This is a genomic window from Paraburkholderia guartelaensis, assembly GCF_004353905.1.
Lineage (GTDB): Bacteria > Pseudomonadota > Gammaproteobacteria > Burkholderiales > Burkholderiaceae > Paraburkholderia > Paraburkholderia guartelaensis.
This window is the reverse complement of sequence record NZ_SMOD01000020.1, coordinates 101,323-127,306: the sequence shown is the minus strand read 5'-3', so window position 1 is coordinate 127,306 and position 25,984 is coordinate 101,323. Positions and strand designations below refer to the sequence as shown.

The following is a 25,984-nucleotide window of genomic DNA, read 5'->3' as shown; positions in this document are numbered from 1 at the left end:
CGGAGGCATCATGCTCGGCACCCTGCTTCTGGTCATTCTGATCCTGCTGCTCATTGGCGCGTTCCCTGCGTGGCCGCATAGCCGCTCGTGGGGCTACGCGCCTTCGGGCACGCTCGGCATCGTCGTCGTCGTGGTGGTCGTGCTGGTCTTGATGGGCACGATCTAGCGACAGTGCAACAGCAAAGCAAAACGGGCCGGCGCGCGGCAGAAGCCGCGCGGCCGGCCCGTTCATGTTCTGGGCTGCCGCAGGGAAGGTTCAGGCCGTTACGACGCGCCAGCGGCTTCGCTTGATGTCGAGCCGAGCATGGGGATGAGGTTGGCGCTCGCGCTGCCGTCGATCATAACGAGCCCGCTCGCTTCCTGTTTCGCGCGGCGCTTGGCGAGGGCCGCGAGCGAGGCGATGGCATCGCTGCTGTGCTGCGCGCCCTCGCCAGGTGCCACGCGCACGCAGCCTATCGCCATCGTCACGAAGCTGAAGAAGGTGGCGTTGCCGTGGCGATCCTCGCCGTGGATGCCACCCGCGAGGCGGTCGCCGGGTGCGTAGAAGCGCTGCGCGCCCTCGTTGAACGCTTCGATCGCCTGGCGCGCGCGTTCGCGCCACGTCTCGCTCTGGAACAGGATCAGGAAGTCGTCGCCGCCCACGTGGCCGAGAAAGTCGCGCGTGGGGTCGCAGGCGTCGGCGAGCACGGTCGCCGCGAACTTCAGCACCTCGTCGCCTTGCCAATACCCGTACTGGTCGTTGAAGGGCTTGAACAGGTTCAGGTCGACGTAGCACGCGTGAAAGCCGGCGTCGTGCGAAAGCAGACGCTCGATATGCGAGCTGATGGGGATATTGCCCGGCAGGAAGGTGAGCGGATTCGCGTAGCGCGCAGCCTGGATGCGCACCTCCGTCACCGCGCGCACGAGGCTCTCGCCGGTGCCGAGTCCGGCGTAGCGGCCGTTATCGGTGATGACGAAGCCATCGGCGAGATAGCGCTGGTCGTCGCTAACGAGCAGCGTCGCCATCTGCTCGACCGTCATCGACTGCTCGATCAGCACCGGCTGCGCGTTGGCGAATTGCAGGCAGGCCTTCTTGCCGAACAGCTCCCGGTGATACGGCAGCGCATAGCGGTCCATGAACGCGCGCCGGTTGATGAGCGCGACGGGCGCTTCGTCTTCCACCACGGCCACCGCGTGAAGGTCGGGTTGACCGTTGAACAGTTCGAGCACGTCGTTGTTGGTCGCCTGGCGCGGCAGCGCGGGCGCGCGCACGAGCATCTTGCTGGCGGGCGCGCCGCCGCCCGCGGGCTGCGTGGCGGCGCTGCGCGTGGCCTCGGGGAACACGGCGATATGGCCCGCGCGAATCGCCTCGCGCGCTTCGCGTGCGAGCACGCGCAGCGGCTCCACGTTGGGGCGGCCGAAGAAAAAGCCCTGGCCGCAGTCGATGCCCATGTCGCGCAGCACGATCAGATCGGCGGCGTTCTCGATGCCTTCCGCTACGAGCCGTGTGCCGCTCGCCTGCGCGAAATGCTGCATGGCGCGCACGGCTTCGAACTTGAGCGCGTCGTGGGCGATGTCGTGGATGAAGAAGCGGTCGATCTTCACGACATCGGGCTGCAACTGCACCCAGAGGTTGAGGCTGGCGTTGGCCGTGCCGTAGTCATCGAGCGCGAACTGGGCGCCGGCCGCGCGCAGCGTCTCGACAACGGGCGAAAAATTGCGCAAGTCGTGGATGGCGCTCTGCTCGGTGAGCTCGATCACGACGCGCGTGGGGTCGATCGGGCCGTCGAAGAGGGCGAGCGCGGCGTCGCCGTCGGCGGTGAGCTGGCGCAGCGCGTCGGCGCTGAAATTGAGGAACAGCTTGCCGGGGCAGTCGAGCCTGGCGAACGTTTCGATGCAGGTACGGGCGGCCGCGCGTTCGAGCGAGGCGGTGCATTGTTCGTCGCCGGCGCGCGCGAAGAGGGCGGCGGGCGTTTCGAGCGGCGAGCCGGCCGGCCCCCGAATGAGGCCTTCGTAGCCGAGGATCGCGCCACCCTCGAAATCGACGATGGGCTGGAAGACGGCGCGCAGCTGGCGCTGGGCGATCAGCGCCCCGACGCCAGGCGTCGCGTGCAGGAGTGGCGCGGGAGCAGACATGGACAGGCCGGAACGGGCGAAGACGTTGAACTTAACGGCATATGATCGGATGAATTAAATGAAATTTTGGTGACAGTGCCGGCAAGCCCAATCTTTGGGCGTGTGGCAGATGCGCGCGGGACGCGGGGGAGGGAGTCTGGCGGGGGAGGCTGACACGCCGGGAGCGAGCCGCGGCGTTTGCTACAGCAGGGCGGCGATTTCTCGCCGCCCCGAATGACGGAGTGAACGACGCTTAGCGGCGCGCGGCGGTGGCGGTACGCTCGCTTGCGCCGGCGCGCGATTCGTCGCCCGCGCTGGCGGCGCGCTCGGCGCTCATGTCGCGGGCGCCCCAGCGCTGGGCGAGGGCTGCGCACACCATGAGCTGGATCTGGTGGAACAGCATCAGCGGCAGCACGACCGCGCCCACGGCGTTCGAAGCAAAGATGACCTTCGCCATCGGCACGCCGGCCGCGAGGCTCTTTTTCGAGCCGCAGAAAATGATGGTGATCTGGTCGGCACGCGAAAAGCCGAGCTTCTTGCTCGTGAACATCGTGATGCCCAGCGCGAGCGCGAGCAGCACGGCGTTCACCACGAGCAGGCCGCCGAGCGCGGTGAGCGGAATGTGATGCCAGAGACCTTCGTTCACGGCTTCGGAAAACGCGCCGAACACCACGAGCAGGATCGAGCCCTGATCGACGAACTTGAGCACGCCCTTGTTGCGCTCGATCCATCGGCCGATCACGGGGCGCAGCAACTGGCCCGCCACGAACGGCACGAGCAGTTGCAGCACGATGTTCCACACGGTGTGCCACGCCGAGCCGCCGCTCGCGCTCTGGTTCGTGACGATCAGGCTCACGAGCGCGGGCGTGACGAAGATGCCGATCAGGCTCGACGCCGAAGCGCTGCAGACGGCGGCGGGCACGTTGCCGCGCGCAATCGAGGTGAACGCGATGGACGACTGCACCGTGGAAGGCAGCGTGCAGAGGAACAGCACGCCCGCGTAGAGCGCCGGCGTGACGAGCGGCGAAAGCACGGGCTTGAGGGCCAGGCCCAGCGCCGGAAACAGCACGAAGGTGCTGAGCAGCACGACGATGTGCAGCCGCCAGTGCGTCGCACCGGCGACGATCGCCTCGCGCGAGAGCTTGGCGCCGTGCAGGAAGAACAACAGGCCGACGGCCACATTGGTCAGCCAGTTGAAACCGGTGGCGGCCTGGCCGTGTACCGGGAACAGGCTCGCAAGGATCACCGTGCCGACGAGGCAAAGGGTGAAGTTATCGGGCAGGAATTTCGGACGTGCCATCGGACAATCTCAAATGCGCGCCTGGGCGCCTGGCTGCGCGCAGATCGATGTGCGTGCAACGGTGAATCGGGACGTCTATTGTCGGCGCAAGGCGATTGAAAATGCAAATTCATTTGAAGCATCGATTAATGATGGTTACGCATGTATCGACGGCATCAATGCTGCCTTATGCCGGATTCCTCATTGACCTGCGAGCGGCATTCCCGGGCCGCAAAAGTCGTCAGGAGTCCGCGCATTCTTCAGATGTTCAGACGTGACTCAAGCATAAAACGAACCCTTCTTACATCTGCCCGGAGAGCCTTGCCAGGCGGCCTTCCCAGGGCTTGCCCGAAGCCGGAAAACCCAGCAGTAACATGGTGTTACAACCCTTCGGGCGGCATAACATCTTTTGGCTCGACACCCATACGGCACGCCCATAAATTACCGTCAAAGGGACGCCCGAACCGTTGTGGCGGCAATCGTTACGCACTCGCGCGGCGAGCGTCCCGGGACTGGCCCGCCATAGCCCGAGTGGGGGATGCCAGGCGCGAACGTCGGGCAGGTGAAACGTCAGAATGCAGGCAGGGTTGTCAAAACTGGGACAGTGGGTCTTGGGGGCCGGATTAGCGGCCTTCGTTGCGCTCGCCCATGCTCAGCCCGGTTTTCAAGGGCACGGGGGGGGCGGCGGCTTCGCGCGCGCGCCTTCCATGCCCACGATGCCCGCCATGCATTCGATGCCCGCGCCGCGCGGCGGCGGCGGCATGGCGTGGGGCGGCGGCTACCGCGGCGCCCCTGAACGTGGCCGTGGCCCCGCCGCTTACGCCGGTGCCCCTTCGCCCATGCGCGTGGCCGACCAGGGCGGCCGGTACGAGCGCGGCGGTAACCGTTCGCCGAACCAGTGGCAAGGTCAGGTCCAGCAGCAGGCCCCGCATCGCGACTACAGCTACGGCACGCCGTTCGGCGGCTACGGTGGCTATCGCGGCAATCCCATCACGCCCGTGAGCACGGAATCGCGTCAGGTGCCGCATCCGCCGGCCGACTCGCCGGTGCGCGCGGGCTCGATCCGCGAAGACGTCGCGCGCTACAACGAGGAGCGCGGCGGTACTTTCCGGCCGTTCCCGCGCAACGGCGGCGAGGTTCCGCGTCCGCCCATGCCTTCGCCTTACCGTAATTGAGCGCTGCCTCGCGGCCGCTTTCGCTTGCCTCCCCCCGCGATTTCTCCCGCTTTCTTCATTTGATTCGCCTCCGCAATTACCTCCGGATTCGCTTCAGGCATTGACCTGCTAGCGCGGCCAAAACACGTCCAAAACGAGATGCGATTGTCCACGCAGTGAAAACTGACGCGTGGATACCACACTTTTTTGGAAATCTCTCGTCATACAGAACCCTTTCGTCTCAAATCTCGCTTTCGTTTCGGCGGCGCGTCATTCGCAGCCCCGTGCGTGCGGGAGCGCCCCACTGGGCGCGGCCCGGCAGGCTGCGATTAACCGTGACGCAGCGCAGCGCAAAGCAGAGTCGACAGCGGCAAATCGGGTTCTATCGGCGGCAAACTAATCCGCCCGATATACCGGCAATAACACCGGTTATTTTTGACCATAAAAATGGTCCGCAAAGATGGATCCGCCCAGAACGGCCACGCCTGCGAACGACGAAAAAACAAAGCTTTGCGCGAGCGCCTTAGCCGCCCGACACCCTTTTTTGACAAAGACTGGAGAACCCATGAATACAACGGTCAGCCGCGCGCTGCGCACTACCCTGAAGGCGAGCGCGCTCGCCGCTGTTCTTGCCGCCGCGTCGTCGTCGGCGTTTGCGCAGTCGAGCGTCCAGCTCTACGGCCAAGTCGACGAGTGGGTCGGGGCGACGAAATTCCCGGGCGGCCAGACCGCCTGGAACGTGGGCGGCGGGGGCATGTCCACGTCGTACTGGGGCATGAAGGGATCGGAAGATCTGGGCGGCGGTTACAAGGCGATCTTCACACTGGAAAGCTTCTTTCGCGCGCAAAACGGTCAGTACGGCCGCTTCGCGGGTGACACGTTCTTCGCGCGCAATGCGTACGTCGGCCTCGAATCGCCGTACGGCACGGTGACGGCGGGGCGCCTGACGACGCAACTGTTCGTCTCGACGATTCTCTTCAACCCGTTCATCGATTCGTACACCTTCTCGCCGATGGTGTACCACGTGTACCTCGGCCTCTCGACGTTCCCGACCTACACGACCGACCAGGGCGTGGTGGGCGACTCGGGCTGGAACAACGCCGTGCAGTACTCGACGCCTAACTTCAACGGCCTCTCGGGTTCGGCCATGTACGCGTTCGGCAACCAGGCCGGCCAGAACGGCTCGAAGAAGTGGAGCGTGCAGGGCCTGTACTTCCACGGCCCGTTCGCGGCTACGGCTGTCTACCAGTACGTGAACTTCAACAACACGCCGGGTGACATCGGCAGCATCGTGAGCGGCGACACGACCATCATCGGCCTGAAGAGCCAGGGCGTGGCGCAGGTCGGCCTCTCGTACGACCTCAAGTACGTGAAGTTCTTCGGCCAGTACATGTACACGGCAAACTGGCAGCAGGTGGGCAGCTGGCACGTCAACACCGCCCAGGGCGGCGTGACGGTTCCGGCCGGCCCGGGCACGGTCATGGCGTCGTATGCGTACTCGCGCGACGGCGGCGGCCTGAACCAGACGCGCCAGACGGCGGCCATCGGCTACGACTACCCGCTCTCCAAGCGCACCGACATCTACGCCGCGTACATGTACGACCACTTCGACAACATGTCGAGCGGCCAGACCTACGGCGTGGGCATGCGCGCGAAGTTCTAAGCGGCGCAGCCTGTCAGTTCGAAGTTGGACGCGAAAACCCCCGCTGCATGCAGCGCGGGGTTTTTGCTTTCTGGGCAGCTTCATATCGGGCACGCCTGCGCGTTTCAACACCCGTATTTGATAAAACGAGGAAAATATCGTCGATTGATTCCCGTTTATTTATGTTCGAGTTGAAGGCCGCGCAATGGATACCCTCGTCAGCATGAAAGTGTTCCGCCAGGTGGTGGAGGCGGGCAGCTTCGTCGCGGCGGCCGAGCGGATGAACATGTCCGCCGCTATGGCGAGCAAGCATGTGATGCATCTGGAGCAGCAGCTCGGCGCGCGGCTCTTGAATCGCACCACGCGCCGCGTCGCGCCCACGGAGGCGGGGCGCGAGTACTACGAGCGCGTGGCCCAGGCGCTTACCGAACTCGACGAGGCCGGCCAGGCCGTGGGCGCGGCGAGTGTGGTGCCGCAGGGGCGCCTGCGCGTGTCGTCGCTCACGGCGTTCGGGCTGCGTCATGTGATGGGCGCGGTAGCCGACTACGCTGCCGGATTTCCCCAGGTGACCGTCGACATTACGCTGTCCGACCGCGTGGTCGAGCTGATCGACGAGGGCTTCGACGTGGCGATCCGCGCCGCGCCTTCGGGGCTCAAGTCTTCTTCGCTGATCGCGCGGCCGCTCGCCACCGCGCACATCGTGCTGTGCGCCTCGCCCGAATACCTGCGCCGCCACGGCGCGCCGAAGAGCGTGGCCGATCTCGCGCGGCACAACTTCGTTCAGTACGCGGGGGCTTCGGCCCAGGAACTCGCGCCGTTCGCGGAGGGCGCGGGCGGCATGAAGCCGAAGCCGGGCGGCAACCTCATCGTCAATCACCTGGAAGCGCTGCGCGTGGTGGTGCTGCAAGGCGGCGGGCTGTCGATGCTCGGCACCGAGGTGGTGGGCGACGATATCGCCGAAGGGCGCCTCGTGCCGCTGCTCGTCGACGCACTGCCGCCGCGTGAGCTGCCGATCTACGCCGTGTACGCGAGCCGACGCCATCTGTCGGCGAAGGTGCGCTCGTTCGTCGATTTCCTTGCCGCGCGTTTTTCGGAGCGCGAACTCTGGCCGGGCGTCGAGGCGATCCGCGCGGCTGCGGTCAATGCCGACGCCGCACGGACTGCGTCCGCCCGGAGCTGAAGCCGGGCGCGCCTCGCGCTCAGCGGCCCACGCCGAGCCGCGCCTTCGTCGCCTCGTACTCGTGCTTCAGGCGCGCCACGAGATCCGCCACGGAGGGCACGTCGTCCATCAGGCCCACCGCCTGGCCCGCACCCCACACGTCTTTCCAGGCCTTCGCCTTCGAGGTGCCCGCGCCGAAATCCATCTTCGATTTGTCCGATTCGGGCAGCGCATCCGGATCGAGTCCGGCGTTCACGATGCTCTCGCGGATGTAGTTGCCGTGCACGCCCGTGAAGAGGTTCGTGTAGACGATGTCCGCGGCCTTCGCTTCGAGAATGGCGTGCTTGTAGTCGTCCACGGCGTGCGCTTCTTTCGTCGCGATGAAGCGCGTGCCCATGTAGGCGAGGTCCGCGCCCATGGCCTGGGCGGCGAGGATCGAGCCGCCGTTGGCGATCGCGCCCGACAGCACGATCGGGCCGTCGAAGATGCGCCGCACTTCGCCCACGAGCGCGAACGGCGAGGTCGTACCCGCATGGCCGCCCGCGCCCGCGGCGACGAGGATCAGGCCGTCCACGCCCGCTTCGAGCGCCTTGGCGGCGTGGCGCAGGTTGATGATGTCGTGCAGCACGATGCCGCCGTAGCTGTGCACGGCGTCGAGCAGTTCGCGCGGCGGCGCGCGCAGGCTAGTGATGAAGATCGGCACGTGGTGCTCGACGCAGACGCGCACGTCGTGCTCGAGCCGCGCATTCGACTGATGCACGATCTGGTTGACGGCGATCGGCCCGATGACGGCCTCGGGGTTCGCGCTCTTGTACGCGGTGAGTTCCTCCCGGATCTGCGTGAGCCAGACGCCCAGTTCCTCGGCGGGCCGCGCGTTGAGCGCCGGAAACGAGCCGACGATGCCCGCCTTGCACTGCGCGAGCACCAGCTCCGGATAGCTGACGATGAACATCGGCGAGCCCACGACGGGCAGCGAGAGGTTTTGCAGGACGGCGGGCAGTGCCATGGGGAGGTCTCCTTGCGGCGCTTCGATTGATGGCGGGGGCGCGAAATCGGCCGTTCGATTATAGGCGTGGGGCCGATCGGGCATCCCGCGTGCGGATCCCTCGTGCGGTTTTCGAGGGAGTGTTCGGTTTCTACCGCTGCGGGTCCAAAAGCACATTTTCGAGTCGCACTCGCCTCATACAATGTCCGCAGACCAACAAACACAAGAGACTAGCCCCATGCCCTTCGACGGATTCCAGCCTTTCACCGTTCGCACTGCGGGCGGCGTAGACATCTGCGGCGTGAAGGGCGGCGACGGACCGCCGCTATTGCTGCTGCACGGCCATCCGCAGACGCACATGATCTGGCACCGGTGCGCCTCCTCGCTCGCGCAGCACTTCACCGTCATCGCGACGGATCTGCGCGGCTACGGCGCCTCCTCGAAACCGGCCAGCGACGACACGCACGCCGCCTATTCGAAACGCGCGATGGCGGCCGATCAGGTCGAAGTCATGCGCCACTTCGGCCACGAGCGTTTTCTCGTGTGCGCGCACGACCGCGGCGCGCGCGTCGCCCACCGCATGGCGCTCGACCACGCCGATGCCGTCGAGCGGCTCATGCTGCTCGACATCGCGCCCACGCTCGCCATGTACGAGCAGACCGACCGCGAGTTCGCCACGCTCTACTTCCACTGGTTCTTCCTGATCCAGCCTGAGCCGTTGCCGGAAACGCTGATCGAAGCGAACCCCGACGTCTATATCGAGCGTGTCATGGGCAGCCGTCACGCGGGTCTTGCTCCCTTCGCGCCGAAGGCGCTGGGCGCCTACCGCGCGGCGCTGCGCCAGCCGGGCGCCGTCCACGCGATGTGCGAGGACTACCGCGCCTCGGCAACCATCGACCTCGAGCACGACCGCGCCGATCTCGAGCGCGGCAACAAGGTGGCGTGCCCGCTGCGCGTGCTGTGGGGCGCGGAAGGCGTGATCGAGCGCTGCTTCGACCCGCTCGCCGAATGGCGCAAGGTGGCGCGCGACGTGAGCGGGCGCGCGCTACCGTGCGGCCACTACATTCCCGAGGAGGCGAGCGAGGCGCTGGTCGAGGAGATGCTGGCGTTCTTCGAGACCACGGAGCGCTGACGGGCCGTAGCTGTGGGCCGCCGCGCCCGGGGCTTCAGCGCAGCGGCGGCAGGCGGCGCGGCACCGGCGTGGACTTGACGATGGCCGTGCTGGTTTCGGCGCGCTCGGTGACTTTCGCGAGAATTTCATCGAGTTGCTCGATCGAATGCAGATACAGCCGCGCGATGAAGCAGTCGTCGCCCGTGACCTTGTCGCACTCGACGAATTCGGGAATGCGCCGCAGCACCTCTTCCACCAGGTGCAATTGTCCGGGCAGCGGCTTTACGCGCACGATGGCCTGTAGCGTGTAGCCCAGCGCGCGCGGATCGATCTGCACCGTATAGCCGCCAATCACGCCTTGCGCCTCGAGCCGGCGCAGCCGTTCGGACGTGCTCGGCGCCGAAAGCCCCACGTGCTTGGCCAGTTCGGCGACGCTCGCGCGCGCGTCCTCGGCCAGTGCCGCGAGCAGCATGCGGTCGATGTCGTCGAGCGGGGCCGCGGCGGGCGTCGGGGTCGGGCGTCGGTTCATGATTGCGTGGGTGCTCCGCCAGGTTGGCCTTTCAATCGAAGGCAAGGGTTGCCTCTCGCCTAAGTTTAGCCATGTATTCCTCGCCTTGCAGCCGATAAACTGGCTTGCAGATGCGAAGGGCCGCGCGCCCTTCGTCCGCTACAACGAGGATGCAAGCTCATGTCTTCCAACACCCCTGAAATTCGCCGCGGCGCCGCCGAGATGGTCGTCGCGATGCTGATGTCCGGCACCATCGGCTGGCTCGTGGTCGCCTCGCGCCAGGCCCCGATCAACATCGCCTTTTTGCGCTGCGTGCTGGGCGGCGCGACGCTCACGCTCGTGTGCGCCGCGCTCGGCCTGCTGCGCCGCAAGCACCTGCCGCTGCGCACGCTCGCGCTCGCCGTGCTGGGGGGCGCTGCCATCGTCGCGAACTGGGTGTTGCTGTTCGCCGCCTATTCGCGCGCTTCGATCTCCATGGCCACGGCCGTCTACAACACGCAGCCGTTCATGCTGGTCGGTCTCGGCGTGCTGATTTTGCGCGAGCGCGTGAGCGCTTCGACGCTCGCATGGCTGGCGGTGGCTTTCCTCGGCCTCGTGTGCGTGGTCGAGGTGCAACCCGCCGTGCTCGCGGTGCCAGGCGAGTATCTGCAGGGCGTGGCCTACGCGGCGGGCGCGGCGTTTCTCTACGCGATCTCGTCGATCATCACGCGGCATCTCAAGGGCACGCCGCCCCACCTGATCGCGCTCGTGCAGCTCGCGTTCGGTGCGCTCGCGCTCGCACCGTTCATCCACTACGGCACGCTGCCGGCCACCCCGGTGCACTGGGCGCAGCTCGTCACGCTCGGCATCGTGCACACGGGCATCATGTACGTGCTGCTCTACGGCGCGATCCAGAAGCTGCCCACGGCGATGACGGGCGCGCTCTCGTTCATCTACCCGGTGGTCGCGATCCTCGTCGACTGGTTCGCGTTCGGCCAGCGCCTCGCGTGGATCCAGGTGGTGGGCGCCGTGCTCATCCTCGTCGCGGCGGCGGGCGTGAACCTCGGCTGGCGGATCGTGCCGCAACGACGGCACGCGCGTTCGGCCTGAGGCATAGCGAGCGCACAGCGCCGACGGGGCGCTTCGGCGTGCGGGGGTTTGCGTGCGGGCAGCATAATGTCGCGATTCGAACCCGCGACTCCCTGCTCCTCATGACGCCTTTGCACGCCCCACGGGACGAAGCCGAACTCACGCGCGCCAAGCGCCAGGCGCTGGCGTTTCTGCTGGCTGCGGCGCTCGTCTTCGCCGGCACGGCACTCTTTTTTCCGCCAGGCGTCGTGACGGACGGCGTCAAGTCCGTGAGCGAAGCGGCAATGGTCGGCGGGCTCGCCGACTGGTTCGCGGTCGTCGCGCTGTTCCGGCGCGTTCCGATTCCATTCGTTTCGGCGCATACCGGCGTGATTCCGCGCAACAAGGAACGCATCGCCGACGAACTCGCCGCATTCGTGCGCGACAAGTTTCTCGACGTGGGTTCGCTCGTCGGGCTGATCCGGCGCCACGATCCGGTGGCGCGCCTTTCCAGCTGGCTCACCGCACCGCAAAATGCGCAGCGCCTGGGCGACTACGCGGTGCGCATGATGTCGGGCGTGCTCGGCCTCACCGACGACGCGCGCATCCAGGGCTTCATCCGCGACAGCCTGCACGCGGCGCTCGCGCGCGTCGACTTCTCGAAGTCGGCTGGCGCGATTCTCGACACGCTCACGCGGGACGGCCGCCACCAGGAGTTGCTCGACCAGATGCTCGAGCAGCTCGCCATTGTGTTGCGCGACGACGGCACGCGCGCCTTCGTCGCATCGGCCATCGTCGATTGGCTCAAGAGCGACTATCCGACGACCGAGAAGTTTTTGCCCAGTGAGTGGATCGGCGAGAGCGGCGCGCGCGTGGTGGAAAGCGCCGTGAACCGGCTGCTGTTGCAGGTGAGCGAGGATCGCGAACACCAGCTGCGCCAGAAGTTCGACGAGGTCGTGGAAAAGCTGATCGTGAAGCTGAAGAGCGATCCGGCGTTCCTGCGCAAGGGCGAGGAACTGAAGGCGAGCCTGAGCGAGGGCGGCGCGCTCAACGATTACACGCGCGCGCTGTGGGACAGCCTGCGTGCGTGGCTGCGCGACGATCTGGAGCGCGAAGACTCGGCGCTGCACGCGAAGGTCGCCGCAACGGGCCAGTGGCTAGGCGAGACGCTCGCCGCCGACGCCGACCTGCGCGCTTCACTCAGCGGCCATCTCGAAGACGCCGCGCGCGCCATGGCGCCTGACTTTGCGCGCTACCTTACGCACCACATTCGCGACACCGTGAAGAATTGGGACACGCGCGAGACCGCGCGGCTCATCGAATTGAAAATCGGCAAGGATCTGCAGAAAATCCGCGTGAACGGCACGGTGATCGGCGGCGCGATCGGGCTCGGACTTTACCTGTGTTCGCATCTGTTCGAACTTGTGCGGCTCAAGCTCGGGCACTGAGATTGATTCGGATTCCAGATAAACGCAGCGTGCGCTGATACGCCATGTCTGCGGGCGTAGGTCATCTGTAGGGAAATCACTGATGCTTCGGGAATTCTGGCGCGAGTATCATGCCCTCGACAGTTTGATCACGTCAGAGCTAATTCCAACGCTCGTCCGGAAAACGGACGAGCGTTTTTTTTGCGCCTTTCGAGCTGTTTGCCAGCAGCCCGGTTAGACCGCAGCCGCCGGCGCTTCGAGGCGTTCGCCGTTCATGACCAGTGCTCCGTTCTTCGCCAGTTCCCCAGCCAGTTCGCGCAGCAGCCCCGGCCACGCGCTGCGTGGGGCGAGTTGCTGCGCGGCGGCGCGCAGGGACGCGGCGCTTTCCAGCATCGCCAGTAGCGCGTCCAAGGTCATCGCGCGCACTTCCAGCAGCTTGAAGACGATCAGCACCTTGAGCGCGTTCTTCGCGTTGCGGGCCGGGTCGGCGCGCAGCCAGGCGAGGCGCGAGAACGCGCGCTCCAGCGCCGCGTCGACGTGCGTGAACGGCTTGCCGTGGCCCGGAATGACCACGCTGACTTCGAGCTTCGCGATGGCTTCCAGCACCGCGTGCTGCTCGGCGAATCCGCTTTCGCCTTCAAGCTCGGGAAAGATCACGCCGAAGCCATTCTCCCAAAGCGCATCGGCACTGATGAGCAGGCGCGGCTCGGCTGCGTAGAGCATCACGGAGTCGGGGTCGTGCCCAGGAGCGCCGATCACCTCCCATTCGAAGCCGCCCAGCGCGAGCCGTTCGCCCGCCGTGAGCGTGCCTGTGAACGCGAATCGGTCGCAGGTCTGCCCGGTGGCGAGAAAGCTCAAACGCGTTTCGTCCCAGTCGCGCACGACAGGCGCGCTGGCCGCGGGGATCAGCGTCGCGCAGGGCCATTGCGCCTGCAGCCGCGCGTTGCCGCCGCAATGGTCGGAGTGCAGGTGCGTGTTGACGATGAGGTCGAGTGCTCGCGGACCCAGCGCGTGGCGCACGAGCGCAAGCGTCTGTTCGGCGTGCGTGGCGTAGCCGGTATCGACGAGTGCGGCGCGCGCCTCGTCGACGAGCAGCACGTTGTTCGACGACAGCCAGCCGCGCTCGAACACGCGGATCGATTCGGGGAGTGCGGGCGCGGCGCTCATGCCGGTGCGTGCTCGGGCTTGGGCATGACGAGGATCGTCGCGCGCCCCACCACGAGCGTTTCGCCTTTCTGGTTCACGGCCTCGCCCGCGAGCTTCACGAGATCGCCGTTCAGGCTCGGCTTCCACCACGCTTCATCCACGCGCCACTCGAACGTGATCGTGTCGTTCGCGTGCGCGGCGCGCTTGAGCTTCATGTCGAATTCGAGCCCGAGCGGTTGCGCGTATTGGGAGTAGTGCGTGGCGAGCAGCGCCATGAAATGCGCGGTCGGTTGCGTGCCCGATGCGATCAGTCCGCCAAAGCGGCTTTGCGCCGCGTAGGCTTCGTCGTGGTGCAGCGGGTTCATGTCGTTCACGAGCAGTCCGAACGATTTCACCGATTCGGGCGTGAGCTGAAGCGTCGAACGGAACGTCTCGCCGACCGTGACGACGCGGGCGGGCGCGTTCATTGTTTTTCTCCTTGTGACGCGAAGCGCTTCGCGACCCATTCGGCGTGCCGCGTCTCGATCGCGTCCCAGACGGCGCGCTTCGCTGCGTTGTCGAGCGTGGACCAGTTCGCAATTTCGTCGATGGTGCGCAGGCAGCCCTCGCACAAGCCGCTGCGCTCATCCATGCGGCAGATGTTGATGCAAGGCGAGGGCGGCGGCGTGACGGTGTCGTGAATCGCGGTCATGCTCACGCGTCGCGCAGCGCGACGTCCACCACGGGCGCGCCGGTCAGCGTTTCCAGTTCCTGTGGCGAGAGGTTGAACACCGCATGTGGATGACCGGCGGCGGCCCACAGGCTTTCGAGCTCGAACAGATCGGCGTCGATCAGCGTGACGGGCGTCGTGGCGTGACCGATCGGGCACACGCCGCCAATCGCGTAGCCGGTCTTCTCGCGCACGAACTTCGCGTCGGCGCGGCCGATCTCACCCACGTGCGCGGCCACTTTCTTTTCGTCCACGCGGTTCGCGCCGCTCGCGATCACGAGCACGGGCGCGTCGTCTTCGCGTCGGCGGAACAGGATCGACTTGGCGATCTGCGCGACTTCGCAGCCAAGACCCGCGGCGGCTTCGGCGGAAGTCTTGCCGGTCTCGGGCAGCATCACGACCGGCTTGGCGTGGCCGCGCTCGCGCAGCATCAGGGCGACACGGCGCGCGGAGTCGGGCAGGGCGTCGAGGTTGTCGAGGGTTTCCGTCATGAGTTGATTTCCTTCGTACTGCGATTCGATGGGTCGCGTATCACGAGCAGGCGGCTTCGCTGCGGGCCTTCGCGAGCAGGGCCTTGCCCGCGCGCGAGACGTTCGCCCGGCCGATGGCGTTCGAAATGAAGTCGCCCGCCGCGACGACCTGGTTCAGGTCGACGCCGGTTTGAATGCCCAGGCCGTTCATGAGGTACAGCACGTCTTCGGTCGCGACGTTGCCCGTGGCGCCCTTCGCATACGGACAGCCGCCAAGGCCCGCGACCGAGGCGTGGAAAATGGCGATGCCTTCTTCGAGCGCCGCGTAGATGTTGGCGAGGGCCTGGCCGTAGGTGTCGTGGAAGTGGCCCGAAAGGCGCTCGCGCGGGAACACCTTCGTCACCGCTTCGAACACTTCGTGCACGCGCTTCGCCGTGCCCACGCCGATGGTGTCGGCAATGTCGATCTCGTCGCAGCCGAGCGCGGCGAAGCGCTCCACGACATCGACGACCGAAGCGACCGGCACTTCGCCCTGATACGGGCAACCGAGCGCACACGACACGCTGCCGCGAATGCGCACGCCGTGCTCCTTCGCGGCTTGCGCCACGGGCGCAAAGCGCTCGATGCTTTCCGCGATCGAGCAGTTGATGTTCTTCTGCGAGAACGCCTCGCTCGCCGCGCCGAAGATCACGATCTCGTCCGCGCGCGCGGCAAGCGCGCCTTCGAAGCCGCGCATATTCGGCGTGAGGACCGAGTAGATCGCGCCGCTGCGGCGCTCGATGCCGGCCATGACTTCGGCGCCGTCGGCCATCTGCGGAACCCATTTGGGCGAGACGAACGAGGCGGCCTCGATGTTCGGAAAGCCCGCGGCCGAGAGCCGGTTGATGAGTTCGATCTTCGTTGCGGTCGGAACGAATTCCTTCTCGTTCTGCAGGCCGTCTCGCGGGCCGACTTCGACGATTTTCACTGCGGTGGGTAATGCCATTGCCGTGTCTCCAACGATTTTTTGAAAATGCTTCGCGATGTGCCGATGCGACGTGCCGATGTTCAGTAGCCGCGCCCGACATGCACTACGCCGCTCACGGTTTCCCCGCGAGCCAGTGCGCCGATCTTGTCGGCGACTTGCGAGATCGCTTCGTCGCGCAACGTGAGCGCCGAACTGTGCGGCGTGATCGTGATGCGCGGCTCGCGCCAGAAGAGATGATCGGGCGGCAGCGGCTCTTCGCGGAACACGTCGAGTGTCGCCGCCGCGAGCGTGCCGCTTGTCAGCGCGTCGAGCAGGTCCTGTTCGTCCAGATGCGTGCCGCGCGCCACGTTCACGAAATACGCGCCGCGCGAGAGCTTGCCGAAGGTACGCGCATTGAGCACGCTTTCGGTGTCGGGCGTGGCGGGCAGCAGGTTCACGAGCAGCTTGACGCCGTCGAGGAAGGCGTCGAACTGCTCGCCGTGCAACTCGCCCGAATACGTTTCGATGCCCTCGATCGTCTTCATGCTGCGCGAAAAGCCGCGCACCGGCACGCCGAGCGAGGCGATCGCGTGCGCCACTTGCGCGCCCAGTACGCCGAGGCCCAGCACGCCCACGGTGAAGGTCTCGTGCGGATGCGGTGCAAGCACGTGCCATTCGCGGCGCGCCTGCGCGAGCGCGTATTCGTCGAAGCGGCGCAGGTAGCGCAGCACGGCATGCTGCACGTACTCGCTCATTTGCCGGCCCATGCCCGAGTCTTCGAGCCGCACGAGCATGGCGGTGCCGGGCAGCGTGCCCGGCCGCTCGCGTTCGTGGGCGAGGATCGCGTCGACGCCCGCGCCCAGATTGAAGATGGCGCGAAGCCCCGGCACGCCGAAGAGTTCGCGCGGCGGATGCCAGACGACCGCGTAGTCGGCGGGGTCGGTGTCGCCGGGCTGCCACTCGCGCAACTCGGCATCGGGCAGGGCGCGCGCGAGGCCGTGGAGCCACGTGGAGGCGTCGGTCTGCGGGAACCAGAAAATGATCTTCATGATGGGTGAACCTGTCCCTGGTAACGGCTGTGGGGCTCGAACCTACGCGCGCTGTTGCGCTGCACGCGGCCCGCAAGGGCCGCGAGAGCCGCGTGCACCGGCACCATTCTACTTTTTCAGGCCCGCGCCCGCCGGGCAAATCGCGGCGCGCCTGAGCGCAGCGCATCTCGCAGCGCACCACGCCGGCGTCGCCGAAAAGCTAAGCAAAAAAAATTGGTTCGGCACGCGCGGCTCGCAGGCCACAATCGATTCACGCCGTGTTCCAGCAAGGAAAAAATCATGCTTTCGTGCGCGCAAATGCGTTGGCCGCCCCGCCTCGTCACCGTGCCGGGCCTGCACGGCAGCGACGGCGCTCACTGGCAGAGCTGGCTCGAACGCCAGTTCGCGCGCTCGCTGCGCGCAGAGCAGGACGACTGGGACGCGCCCGATCTCGCGGTCTGGGGCGCGGGGCTCGCACGGCGGCTAGCGGGCGAGCGCGGGCCGTTCCTGCTGGCCGCGCACAGCTTCGGCTGCCTCGTGGCGGCGCATGCGCTGCAAACTGGCGTGCTGGGGGAAAGCGGCGCCGACATTGCCGGTGTGCTGTTCGTCGCGCCCGCGAGTCCCGAGAAGTTCCGCTTTGCCGGTGCGTTCGAGGCGCGGCAGCTTCCCGTGCCGTCGATCCTCATCGGCAGCGAAACCGATCCGTGGATGCCGCTCGAAGGCGCCCGCGCGCTCGCGCAGCAACTGGGCAGCACGTTCGTGAATCTCGGCGATGCGGGTCACATCAACACGGCCGCAGGCTTCGGGCCGTGGCCGCGCGCGAAGTATTTCGTCGATACGCTGGTCCATGGCGCAGCGCCGGGGCGCTTGCGCGACGAGGCATTCGACCAGGGCGGTCCGGCGTACGCTTGAGATCAGGCGAAGCGAAGCACAGCGCCGCGCATGCTGCGGCTCAGCGTTCCTTGCGCGCATGCGAAGCGCGCAGGATCGCAATCGTCGCGGGCTGGATCGCGTAGGCCGGCAGGACTTCGTAATGCAGCTCGTAGCGCCCCGCAAGACACACCCAACGATACACCTCGCGGGCGGGCGGTCCGTCGTAGCCGTCGAGTTGATCGCCGGGACGCTGGGCGCTTTCCTGGCCGAGGCGCTCGGCCTCGTCGAGCAGCGCGTTGACGGTGCGGTATGCGCTGGCGTCGTCGTGGTACTTGTTGACGCCCTTCCAGATGGCCCCAAGGTCCGCCATGGCCTTGTTGGCGAGAATGACCTTGGCGTTCATGCTGCGGCCGCCACAGGTTGTTCGCCTGTGCCGTTCGTGATGTTGTTGGCCCAGGCGCGCACCTGTTCGATGGTCGCGACGCGCCCCGCGCTCACATCGTCGAGCCCTTCCTGAAGCAGGCGGCGCTTTTCTGCCTCGCGCGCGAAATACTGGATCAACGCGTTCCTGACGATCCAGTTCTTCGGCCGGGCGATCGTGTCCGCGAGGGCGTCCAGTTCCTGCGCGAGCTCGAGGGGCAATTGCGCGGTCAGCGTTTGGGTTTCCCCAGCCATGGCGAACCTCCGCTAAAGGGTTGCACAGACCCGCAATGCTGAAGCAACTGGCGAGCCTGCTTTGCCCTCTGGCGAAAACGACTGTGGCCCGCGACTGAGGTCCGCTCAGCGCTTGAGCGCCGCCCGCAACAACCGTGCCGTATGGAGCGCGATCATCCCCTCTTCGTCGGTGCGGATCGCGAAAACGGGAACGCGGCTTTCGCGCGAGCTCACGCGTTCGTTGCCGTTACTGCTGCCGACCTCGTTGACTTGCGCGTCGAGCACAGTGCCGAAAACCGGCGCGAGCCGCTCGCACACCTGCGCGCGAACGGGTGCGGCATGCTCGCCGATGCCCGCCGTGAACACGAGCGCATCGAGCCCGCCCAGCACCACGGCGAGCTTGCCCACGTCCTGCGCGATGCGATACGTATAGAAGTCGATCGTGAGCTTCGCCCGGTCGCTGCCGCTCGCGAGCAGCTCGCGCATGTCGCTGCTCAGGCCCGAGAGGCCCTTCAGGCCCGACTCCTGATACAGCACCTTCTCGATGGCGTGGTAGTCCATGCCCTTCGCCATCATCCAGAGCACGGCGCCCGCGTCGAGCGCGCCGCAGCGCGTGCCCATGGGCAGGCCGTCGAGCGCGGTGAGGCCCATGGTGGTCTCGACGCTCTTGCCGTCCTTCATCGCGCACAGGCTCGCGCCGTTGCCCAGATGCGCGACGACGACGCGCCCGCGCGCAATGTCGGGCGCGACCTGATGCAGGTGCTTGGCGATGTACTCGTACGAGAGGCCGTGAAAGCCGTAGCGCCGCACGCCCTCGCCGTAATAGCTGTACGGCAGCGCGAAGAGCTGCGCCATGATGTCGTTGCCCGCGTGGAACGCGGTGTCGAAGCACGCCACCTGCGGCAGCTCGGGCGCGGCCTGGCGCACCGCGCGAATCGCGGCGAGATTGTGCGGCTGATGCAGGGGCGCGAGCGGCGTGAGCGCGTCCAGCTCCTGAATCACATCGTCGTCGATGAGCACGGCGTCGGCGTAGCGCGCGCCGCCGTGCACCACGCGGTGACCGATTGCGGCAGGCGGCGTGTCGCGCAGGCCCACGGCGAGCACGAGGCGCAAGAGGCGAAACGCGGCGTCGTGATCGGCGACCTGGGCAACGGGAAACTTCTCGTCGACGATCAGGCGCCCGTCGGCCATATGCGCGACGATGCGCGGCGCGACGCCGATGCCCTCGATCTGCCCGCCCGCGCCATGCAGCGCACGCGCACCGCCTTCCACGTGGTCGTCTTCGATCACGCGATACACCGAACACTTGATGCTCGACGAGCCCGCATTCACCACGAGCACGACATGGCCTTCCACGGCCGGCTGGGCTTGGACACTGCTCACAGGATCTCCGTTGCTTTGCGCGCGCGCCGCGCATGCGCGAGCAGTACGGCGATTGCGCAGCTGCCGATGCGCGAGCGCACGCTGTCGGCGCGGCTCGTGAGGATGATCGGCACGCGCGCGCCGAGGACGATGCCGGCCGCTTCCGCGCCGGCTAGGAAGGTGAGCTGCTTGGCGAGCATATTGCCCGCTTCGAGGTCGGGCACGAGCAGGATGTCGGGGTCGCCTGCAACGGGCGACGTAATGCCCTTGATGCGCGCGGCTTCGGCGCTGATCGCGTTGTCGAAGGCGAGCGGCCCATCGAGCAGGCCGCCCGTGATCTGGCCGCGGTCGGCCATTTTGCAGAGCGCGGCGGCGTCGATGGTGGAGGGCATCTTTTCGGACACCGTTTCCACCGCGCCGAGAATGGCGACCTTGGGCGTGCCGACGCCCAGCGACTGCACGAGGTCGATCGCGTTGCGCACGATGTCGGCCTTGTCGGCGAGCTTGGGGAAGATGTTGACGGCCGCATCGGTGATGAAAAGCGGCTTGTGGTACGAGGGCACGTCCATCGCGAACACGTGCGAGAGGCGCCGCTCGGTGCGCAGGCCATTGGCGCCGATCGCGACTTCGTGGAGCAGCTCGTCGCTGTGCAGGCTGCCCTTCATGAGCAGTTCGGCCTGGCCCTCGCGCACGGCGCGCACCGCGAATTCGGCGGAGGCGTGGCTGTGCGGTGCGTCGATGATGGTGATGCCATCGAGGCGCAGGTCGGCTTCCTCGGCCACCGCGCGGATCTTCGCCTCGGGGCCGACCAGGATCGGCACGATCAAGCCGAGGTTCGCGGCGTCGAGCGCCCCGGTGAGCGAGGACACGTCGCACGGATGCGCCACGGCGGTCGGCACGGGTGCAAGGCCGCCACAACGGGCGAGCAGAACCGAATACTTGTCGGGCGATGAAGTCATGGCGGTCTCCATAGGTCGTGCATTTGGACCATGCTGCGGCGCGCAAAGCGCTAACAGTGTAGACCAGCGCGAACGAGGCAGGCGGCCAGGTGTACGCGAGGCCTGCGCGGCATCTTGACGCGTCGCGGCAAGGCCCGACAGTCGCGCCTGTCATGCTTCGTTCACAGGGCGTTGCGATCATCGGGGAGGCCCCGAGGCCCGCAGCGAACCTTGACTTTCGCGGGTCCGCCGCCTAAGTTTTTAGATGCCGCAGTGCAACATGATCTGGCTCTTTTCACGTCGCGGCCGCGAGGCGCATGAAGCGCGCACGCGGCCGCGAATATCTTTTGCCGGCCCCGTTGCCCGCCGTGCCGCCTGTGTGAGCGCGGCAGAGCAGGGGCAGCGGCCAGGCCCCGCGCGCCATTCATCGTAGAGGCGCGCGTCCACGGCCCGCGCCGGCCTGGCGCTTGCTTGCCGCGAGGCGAGCAGGCGCTCCCTTAAAGGAGATTCGTCTCGTGGCAGTTCCCACCTCCTCGCCGCTCGTTTCGTCGCCGTTTTCGTTTCTGCCCACGCTCGCATCGGGCACGTCTTTCTGGCCCTTTGCGCCTTTCTGGCCCCTCGCGGGCGCAACCGACGAGGAGTCATCGCCCCAGACGCCGCTGACCGACGCGGCTTCCGCCGTGTCCTCGGCCGTGAACCGGGCAATCGAATCGGCGCAGGCCGCTCCTGTGGCTGCACAGCCGCTCTACGACTACCTCTACGACGCGTGGCAGCGCAGCGTGCTGTTCCTCGACGTGCTGCGCGAGCGCGGCAACCAGACTTACGTGCACGAGCAGGCGGGCATGCCACCGGTGCTCGCGTTCGACTACGAAGTGATCGTCGATGGCCGCGAACTCGACGATCCCTGCAACTACGCACTCCTGCGCATCAAGCCCGAAGAGGGCGTGCCGACCGACCCGCGCATGCGCCCCTTCGTCGTGATCGATCCGCGCGCGGGCCACGGTCCCGGCATTGCCGGCTTCAAGATGGACAGCGAAGTGGGCATCGCGCTGCGCAAGGGGCACCCGTGCTACTTCGTCACGTTCTTCCCGCTGCCCTGCGAAACGCAGACCATCCAGTCCGTCGCACAGGCTGAAGCCGTTTTCATTCAACGCGTGCGCGAGCTGCATCCCGACGCGGACGGCCTGCCGTTCATCATCGGCAATTGTCAGGGCGGCTGGGCCGCGGCGCTGCTCGCGGCCTCCGCGCCCGCGCTGGTCGGCCCGCTCATGCTCGCGGGCTCGCCGCTGTCGTACTGGGCCGGCGTGCGCGGCAAGAACCCCATGCGCTATTCGGGCGGCATGCTGGGCGGCTCGTGGATGTCCTCGCTCGCATCGGACCTGGGCGACGGCCGCTTCGACGGCGCGTATCTCGTGCAGAACTTCGAGTACCTCAATCCGGCCAACACGTACTGGGGCAAGCTCTACAACCTCTATTCGAGGGTCGATTCCGAGCGCGAGCGCTTCCTCGAATTCGAGCGCTGGTGGGGCGGCCATTTCCAGCTGAACCGCGCCGAGATCGACTGGATCGTGCAGAACCTCTTCGTGGGCAACCACCTCACGCGCAACGAGGTGTTCGCGAAGAACGCGCGCTCGCCGGTGGATCTGCGCAACATCCGCACGCCGATCATCGTGCTCGCCTCCTGGGGCGACAACATTACGCCGCCGCAGCAGGCGCTCAACTGGATTCCCGACCTCTACGCGAGCGTCGACGAGATCGTCGCCAACGAGCAGGTGATCGTGTACTGCCTGCACGACAAGGTGGGGCACCTCGGCATCTTCGTTTCGGCGAGCGTGGCCAATAAGGAGCACACCGAACTATTCTCGGCGCTCGACCTGATCGACGTGCTGCCGCCGGGCCTCTACGAAGCGAAGATCACCGACTCGACGCCGGAAGCAGGCCGCCTCGAAGCGCTCGAAGGGCGCTACGAGATCCGCTTCGAGCTGCGCACCATCGAAGACATCCTCGCGCTCGACGACGGCCGCGACGACGAGCAGCCTTTCGAGGTGGTGCGACGTCTCGCGGAGAACAACCAGCGCCTGTATGACCTGTTCGTCTCGCCGTTCGTGCGTGCGTCGAGCAATGCGTTCAGCGCGCATGCGCTGCGCGAGTCGCATCCGTCGCGCGTGGAGCGCAGTGTGATGAGCGACGCGAATCCTACGCTCGGCGTGCTGCCCGCCATGGCGGAAGCGGTGCGCGCGCATCGCAAACCGGCCGCGCCCGACAATCCGTTCACGCTGCTCGAAAAGCAGGCGTCGGCGACCATCGAGGCGACGCTGGACGCGTATCGCGACGCGCGCGACGCGTGGGTCGAGAGCACCTTCTACAACGTGTACACCGCGCCGTGGGTGCAGGCCTGTGTGGGCGTGGCGCCCAACCAGCCGCTCGAGCCCATCGCGCCGCCGCTCATGGCGCTGCGCAAGGAGCTTGCGCAGTACCGCCTGCGCGCGGCGCGCGCGCATCTCGCGAAGGGCACGCTCGTCGACGCGTTCATGCGCATCGCCGCTTACATCGTCGATGAAATGCATACCGTGCAGTACCGGCCGTTCCAGCGCATGCGCGAACTCGCGCGCGAGTATCTCGGCGATCGCCAGCCGAGCATCGCCGAGCTGAAGGAATCGGCGCGCCGCCAGGGCGCGATCGTGCAGCTCGATCCGCAGGCCGCGATCGACGCGTTGCCCGAGATCGTGCCCGACATGAAGACGCGCCGCGCGCTGCTCGCGGCCGTGTACCGCATCGCGACCGTGTCCGCGCCGCTCGAAGGCGAGCGTCGCGAGCGCTATCGCCACGTACAGCGCGCGCTGGGCGTCGAGCCGGGCAGCGAGAAGACGGGACTGCCGCCGCTCGATGGCGGCGGGTCGTCGTCGGAAGGCGGCGGAGTTTCGGGCGCCGGCGGCGGCACGGCTGGCGACGGCGGCTCGGAACAGGGCGTCAAGGCATCCTCCGCCGCCGAAGCCGCCGAAGCCGCCGAAGCCGCCGAAGCCGCACAAGCCGCGGAACCCGAAGCCCCGGCGGCTCCCGCGAAGTCCTCCCGCGCGAAGGCTGCCGCTGCGAGCGAGCACGCAGCGCCCGCAAAACCCATGCGTGCAGCGCGCGCCGGCGCGAAGGTGAAGAGCGCGGAACCGGCCGAAGCGAAGAAGGCGCCGGCTGCCGTCAAAACGGCGGCGCGCCGCTCGCGCGCGGCATCGACGCCCACCTCCACGCGGGCTGCGGGCACGACGGCCACGCGCCGCCGCGCGACGCGTAGCGCGAGCGAGTAAAGAAGCCCGTTCCCGTGTCACCCCCAGACGCGCCGCATCCCAACCGATGCGGCGCGTCGCTTTGAGGTCGACACATCGGCAGCCAGATCGGCAACTGCATCCGCGGCCATCACCGGCCGTCTTCCACTGCGAGGTCAGCCATGCATACTCCTCCCGAACGGCCGCTTGCCGGCATGCGCGCGCTCGTCACCGGTGTGGCGAACGCCGATTCGATCGCTTACGGCTGCGCCCGCGCGTTTGCCGATCTCGGTGCGCAACTCGCCATCACCTATCTCAACGACAAGGCCAAGCCCTACGTCGAGCCGCTCGCCAACGAACTGGGCGCGCAATTGCTGCTGCCGTTGAACGTCGAGGAAGACGGCCAGCTCGACGCCGTGTTCGATGCCGTGCGCGAAACGTGGGGATCGCTCGACATCGTGCTGCACTCCATCGCCTATGCGCCGAAAGAGGATCTGCAGGGCGGCCTGCTCGATTCGTCGGCGCAGGGCTTTGCGTATGCGATGGACGTGTCGTGCCACTCGTTCATCCGCATGGCGAAGCGCGCCGTGCCGCTGATGCCGCACGGCGGCACGCTCTTCGCAATGAGCTACGACGGCGCGAACCGCGTCGTGCCCAGTTACAACCTGATGGGCCCGGTGAAAGCCGCGCTCGAAGCGTCGTGCCGTTATCTCGCGTACGAACTGGGGCCGATCGGCATCCGCGTGCATGCGATCTCGCCTGGGCCGCTCAAGACGCGCGCGGCCTCGGGGCTGCCCGACTTCGACCGCATGCTCGCCGAGGCCGTGGAGCGCGCGCCGCTCGGCGAACTCGTCGACATCATGGACGTGGGCTACGCAACCGCGTATCTCGCCACGCGCTACGCCCGCCGCATGAGCGGCAACACCGTGTATATCGATGGCGGTGCGCACATCATGGCGTAACCGCATGGCGCAAATCGCGCTTAGCACGAATGCCGCAAAGCAAAGCTCGCATCGGTATAAGCAGTGCGCCCCGGCTCGCTAGAATCGAGCGTTCGGCCTGCTTACGAAAATCATTCAGGCAGGCCGAAACGCCTTTCAACGACAGACAGGGATCACCATGGCAGGGTTGGGACGCACGGCGCGCTGGCTTGGCGCGGGCATCATCGCATTGAGTGCAGCGGCGGCGCACGCAGAAACGTCGCTGCTGAACGTCTCCTACGACGTGACGCGCGAGCTGTACAAGGACATCAACGCGAGCTTCATCGCCGACTATCAGAAGAAGACCGGCGAGACCCTGTCGATCAAGCAGTCGCACGGCGCGTCGAGCGCGCAGGCGCTCTCGGTGCTGCAAGGCCTGCAAGCCGACGTCGTGACGATGAACCAGCCCAACGACATCGACCTGCTCGCGCAGCAGGGTCATCTCGTGCCCGCCAACTGGCGCACGCGCTTGCCGAACGCGAGCGCGCCCTACACGACGACGATGGTGTTCCTCGTGCGCAAGGGCAACCCCAAACACATCAAGGACTGGGACGATCTCGCCAAGCCTGGCGTGCAGGTCGTGATCGCCAATCCGAAGACTTCAGGCAATGGACGCTACGCGTATCTGGCCGCATGGGGCTACCGCAAGCAGCAGGGCGCGAGCGACGCGCAGGCGCTCGACTTCGAGCGCGCGCTCCTGAAGAACGTGCCGGTGCTGGACGCGGGCGGCCGGGGCGCGACGACGACCTTCACGCAGCGCGACATCGGCGACGTGCTCGTGACCTTCGAAAACGAAGTGGCGCTCATCGATACGGGCGTCGGTGCGAAGGACTTCGAAGCGGTCTATCCCTCGGTGAGCCTGCTGGCGGAACCGCCGGTGACGATCGTCGACAAGGTCGTGGACAAACGCGGCACGCGCAAGAGCGCGCAGGCGTATCTCGACTATCTGTATTCGCCCGCCGCGCAGGAGATCATCGCGCAGCATCATCTGCGTCCGCGCGATGCCGCGGTGCTCGCGAAGCACGCAAACGAGTTCAAGCCGATCAAGACCTTCACGGTCGAGCAGGTGTTCGGCAGCTGGCAAAACGCGCAGGCGACGCATTTCGCCGATGGCGGCACGTTCGATCAGATCGTCGCGGACCGCAAGTAATTCGGGCGGCACGCAACGACAGCGCGTAAAACAAAAGCGCCTCGCAATTTGCGAGGCGCTTTGCT

Annotated in this window: 26 protein-coding genes; 12 read left to right on the top strand and 14 right to left on the bottom strand. The window is 66.8% G+C overall.

Going from position 1 to position 25,984, the window contains the following annotated elements:
* The first annotated feature begins 10 nt into the window (after positions 1-10).
* A complete protein-coding gene (locus tag E1N52_RS24965) occupies positions 11-166 on the top strand; it encodes a DUF3309 family protein (RefSeq protein WP_133185416.1) in 156 nt (51 codons plus the stop codon).
* Positions 167-264: 98 nt separating this feature from the next.
* Here E1N52_RS24965 and E1N52_RS24960 read toward each other — a convergent pair whose 3' ends face one another.
* The gene (locus tag E1N52_RS24960) at positions 265-2,115 is read right to left on the bottom strand and encodes an EAL domain-containing protein (protein ID WP_133185415.1); all 1,851 of its coding nucleotides are present in this window, start codon (positions 2,113-2,115) and stop codon (positions 265-267) included.
* A 232-nt stretch (positions 2,116-2,347) separates the two neighbouring features.
* Positions 2,348-3,394 carry a bile acid:sodium symporter family protein gene (locus E1N52_RS24955; protein ID WP_133185413.1) on the bottom strand — a complete coding sequence of 349 codons (1,047 nt, stop codon included), beginning with the start codon at positions 3,392-3,394 and terminating at the stop codon, positions 2,348-2,350.
* 13 nt (positions 3,395-3,407) lie between these two features.
* On the opposite strand from E1N52_RS24955, the gene E1N52_RS44180 reads away from it, so the two are divergent.
* The 4 genes from E1N52_RS44180 (at position 3,408) to E1N52_RS24940 (ending at position 7,349) form a co-directional block, all read left to right on the top strand.
* Positions 3,408-3,581 carry a hypothetical protein gene (locus E1N52_RS44180; RefSeq protein ID WP_165979441.1) on the top strand — a complete coding sequence of 58 codons (174 nt, stop codon included), beginning with the start codon at positions 3,408-3,410 and terminating at the stop codon, positions 3,579-3,581.
* A gap of 499 nt (positions 3,582-4,080) precedes the next feature.
* Entirely contained in the window at positions 4,081-4,548 is a 468-nt protein-coding gene (locus E1N52_RS24950) for a peptide-binding protein (RefSeq protein WP_133185411.1), read from the top strand.
* Positions 4,549-5,092: 544 nt separating this feature from the next.
* Entirely contained in the window at positions 5,093-6,190 is a 1,098-nt protein-coding gene (locus E1N52_RS24945; RefSeq protein WP_133185409.1) for a porin, read from the top strand.
* 184 nt (positions 6,191-6,374) lie between these two features.
* Complete coding sequence (locus E1N52_RS24940; RefSeq protein WP_133185407.1) at positions 6,375-7,349, top strand: LysR family transcriptional regulator; 975 nt, start codon at positions 6,375-6,377, stop codon at positions 7,347-7,349.
* A gap of 19 nt (positions 7,350-7,368) precedes the next feature.
* Here the strand turns inward: E1N52_RS24940 and E1N52_RS24935 are convergent, their stop codons facing one another.
* Positions 7,369-8,334: an NAD(P)H-dependent flavin oxidoreductase gene (locus tag E1N52_RS24935; protein WP_133185405.1), complete on the bottom strand. Its 966-nt coding sequence runs from the start codon at positions 8,332-8,334 to the stop codon at positions 7,369-7,371.
* 217 nt (positions 8,335-8,551) lie between these two features.
* Here E1N52_RS24935 and E1N52_RS24930 point away from each other — a divergent pair, with 217 nt between their 5' ends.
* On the top strand, positions 8,552-9,445 hold the full coding sequence (locus E1N52_RS24930) for an alpha/beta fold hydrolase (protein WP_028201746.1): 894 nt from the start codon (positions 8,552-8,554) through the stop codon (positions 9,443-9,445).
* 34 nt (positions 9,446-9,479) lie between these two features.
* Here E1N52_RS24930 and E1N52_RS24925 read toward each other — a convergent pair whose 3' ends face one another.
* Positions 9,480-9,953: an Lrp/AsnC family transcriptional regulator gene (locus E1N52_RS24925; protein ID WP_133185403.1), complete on the bottom strand. Its 474-nt coding sequence runs from the start codon at positions 9,951-9,953 to the stop codon at positions 9,480-9,482.
* Positions 9,954-10,112: 159 nt separating this feature from the next.
* Between E1N52_RS24925 and E1N52_RS24920 the strand changes: the two genes are divergently transcribed.
* The gene (locus E1N52_RS24920; protein ID WP_133185401.1) at positions 10,113-11,021 is read left to right on the top strand and encodes a DMT family transporter; all 909 of its coding nucleotides are present in this window, start codon (positions 10,113-10,115) and stop codon (positions 11,019-11,021) included.
* Positions 11,022-11,122: 101 nt separating this feature from the next.
* Positions 11,123-12,427 carry a DUF445 domain-containing protein gene (locus tag E1N52_RS24915; protein ID WP_133185399.1) on the top strand — a complete coding sequence of 435 codons (1,305 nt, stop codon included), beginning with the start codon at positions 11,123-11,125 and terminating at the stop codon, positions 12,425-12,427.
* Positions 12,428-12,640: 213 nt separating this feature from the next.
* On the opposite strand, the gene E1N52_RS24910 is transcribed toward E1N52_RS24915, so the two are convergent.
* The 6 genes from E1N52_RS24910 to E1N52_RS24885 all read right to left on the bottom strand — a co-directional run bounded on the left by E1N52_RS24910 (position 12,641) and on the right by E1N52_RS24885 (position 16,726).
* The gene (locus E1N52_RS24910; RefSeq protein ID WP_133185397.1) at positions 12,641-13,573 is read right to left on the bottom strand and encodes an MBL fold metallo-hydrolase; all 933 of its coding nucleotides are present in this window, start codon (positions 13,571-13,573) and stop codon (positions 12,641-12,643) included.
* The gene (locus E1N52_RS24905; protein WP_133185396.1) at positions 13,570-14,019 is read right to left on the bottom strand and encodes a MaoC family dehydratase; all 450 of its coding nucleotides are present in this window, start codon (positions 14,017-14,019) and stop codon (positions 13,570-13,572) included. Before E1N52_RS24905 ends, E1N52_RS24910 begins: the two co-directional genes overlap by 4 nt.
* Positions 14,016-14,243 (bottom strand): DUF1289 domain-containing protein, encoded by a 228-nt coding sequence (locus E1N52_RS24900; RefSeq protein ID WP_133185395.1) that lies wholly within the window; start codon positions 14,241-14,243, stop codon positions 14,016-14,018. Before E1N52_RS24900 ends, E1N52_RS24905 begins: the two co-directional genes overlap by 4 nt.
* 2 nt (positions 14,244-14,245) lie before the next feature.
* Positions 14,246-14,752 (bottom strand): YbaK/EbsC family protein, encoded by a 507-nt coding sequence (locus E1N52_RS24895; protein WP_133185393.1) that lies wholly within the window; start codon positions 14,750-14,752, stop codon positions 14,246-14,248.
* A 40-nt stretch (positions 14,753-14,792) separates the two neighbouring features.
* The gene (locus E1N52_RS24890) at positions 14,793-15,716 is read right to left on the bottom strand and encodes a hydroxymethylglutaryl-CoA lyase (protein WP_133185391.1); all 924 of its coding nucleotides are present in this window, start codon (positions 15,714-15,716) and stop codon (positions 14,793-14,795) included.
* A 62-nt stretch (positions 15,717-15,778) separates the two neighbouring features.
* Entirely contained in the window at positions 15,779-16,726 is a 948-nt protein-coding gene (locus E1N52_RS24885; RefSeq protein ID WP_133185390.1) for a 2-hydroxyacid dehydrogenase, read from the bottom strand.
* A 279-nt stretch (positions 16,727-17,005) separates the two neighbouring features.
* Here E1N52_RS24885 and E1N52_RS24880 point away from each other — a divergent pair, with 279 nt between their 5' ends.
* Complete coding sequence (locus E1N52_RS24880; protein WP_133185388.1) at positions 17,006-17,617, top strand: RBBP9/YdeN family alpha/beta hydrolase; 612 nt, start codon at positions 17,006-17,008, stop codon at positions 17,615-17,617.
* A 40-nt stretch (positions 17,618-17,657) separates the two neighbouring features.
* Here E1N52_RS24880 and E1N52_RS24875 read toward each other — a convergent pair whose 3' ends face one another.
* The 4 genes from E1N52_RS24875 to E1N52_RS24860 form a co-directional block, all read right to left on the bottom strand.
* Positions 17,658-17,981: a type II toxin-antitoxin system RelE/ParE family toxin gene (locus tag E1N52_RS24875; protein ID WP_133185386.1), complete on the bottom strand. Its 324-nt coding sequence runs from the start codon at positions 17,979-17,981 to the stop codon at positions 17,658-17,660.
* Positions 17,978-18,253: a CopG family ribbon-helix-helix protein gene (locus E1N52_RS24870; protein WP_133185384.1), complete on the bottom strand. Its 276-nt coding sequence runs from the start codon at positions 18,251-18,253 to the stop codon at positions 17,978-17,980. The genes E1N52_RS24875 and E1N52_RS24870 overlap by 4 nt, the downstream gene beginning before the upstream one ends.
* A 105-nt stretch (positions 18,254-18,358) precedes the next feature.
* A complete protein-coding gene (locus tag E1N52_RS24865) occupies positions 18,359-19,615 on the bottom strand; it encodes an acetate/propionate family kinase (RefSeq protein WP_133185383.1) in 1,257 nt (418 codons plus the stop codon).
* Positions 19,612-20,553, bottom strand: coding sequence for a bifunctional enoyl-CoA hydratase/phosphate acetyltransferase (locus tag E1N52_RS24860; protein ID WP_133185381.1), 942 nt, complete (start codon positions 20,551-20,553; stop codon positions 19,612-19,614). Before E1N52_RS24860 ends, E1N52_RS24865 begins: the two co-directional genes overlap by 4 nt.
* Before the next feature lie 494 nt (positions 20,554-21,047).
* On the opposite strand from E1N52_RS24860, the gene E1N52_RS24855 reads away from it, so the two are divergent.
* From E1N52_RS24855 to E1N52_RS24845, 3 genes are all read left to right on the top strand, one after another.
* Positions 21,048-23,831, top strand: coding sequence for a DUF3141 domain-containing protein (locus E1N52_RS24855; protein WP_342777888.1), 2,784 nt, complete (start codon positions 21,048-21,050; stop codon positions 23,829-23,831).
* Positions 23,832-23,971: 140 nt separating this feature from the next.
* Positions 23,972-24,751: an enoyl-ACP reductase FabI gene (gene fabI, locus E1N52_RS24850; protein WP_133185379.1), complete on the top strand. Its 780-nt coding sequence runs from the start codon at positions 23,972-23,974 to the stop codon at positions 24,749-24,751.
* A gap of 157 nt (positions 24,752-24,908) precedes the next feature.
* Positions 24,909-25,919, top strand: coding sequence for a sulfate ABC transporter substrate-binding protein (locus E1N52_RS24845; protein ID WP_133185377.1), 1,011 nt, complete (start codon positions 24,909-24,911; stop codon positions 25,917-25,919).
* The last annotated feature ends 65 nt before the right edge of the window (positions 25,920-25,984 follow it).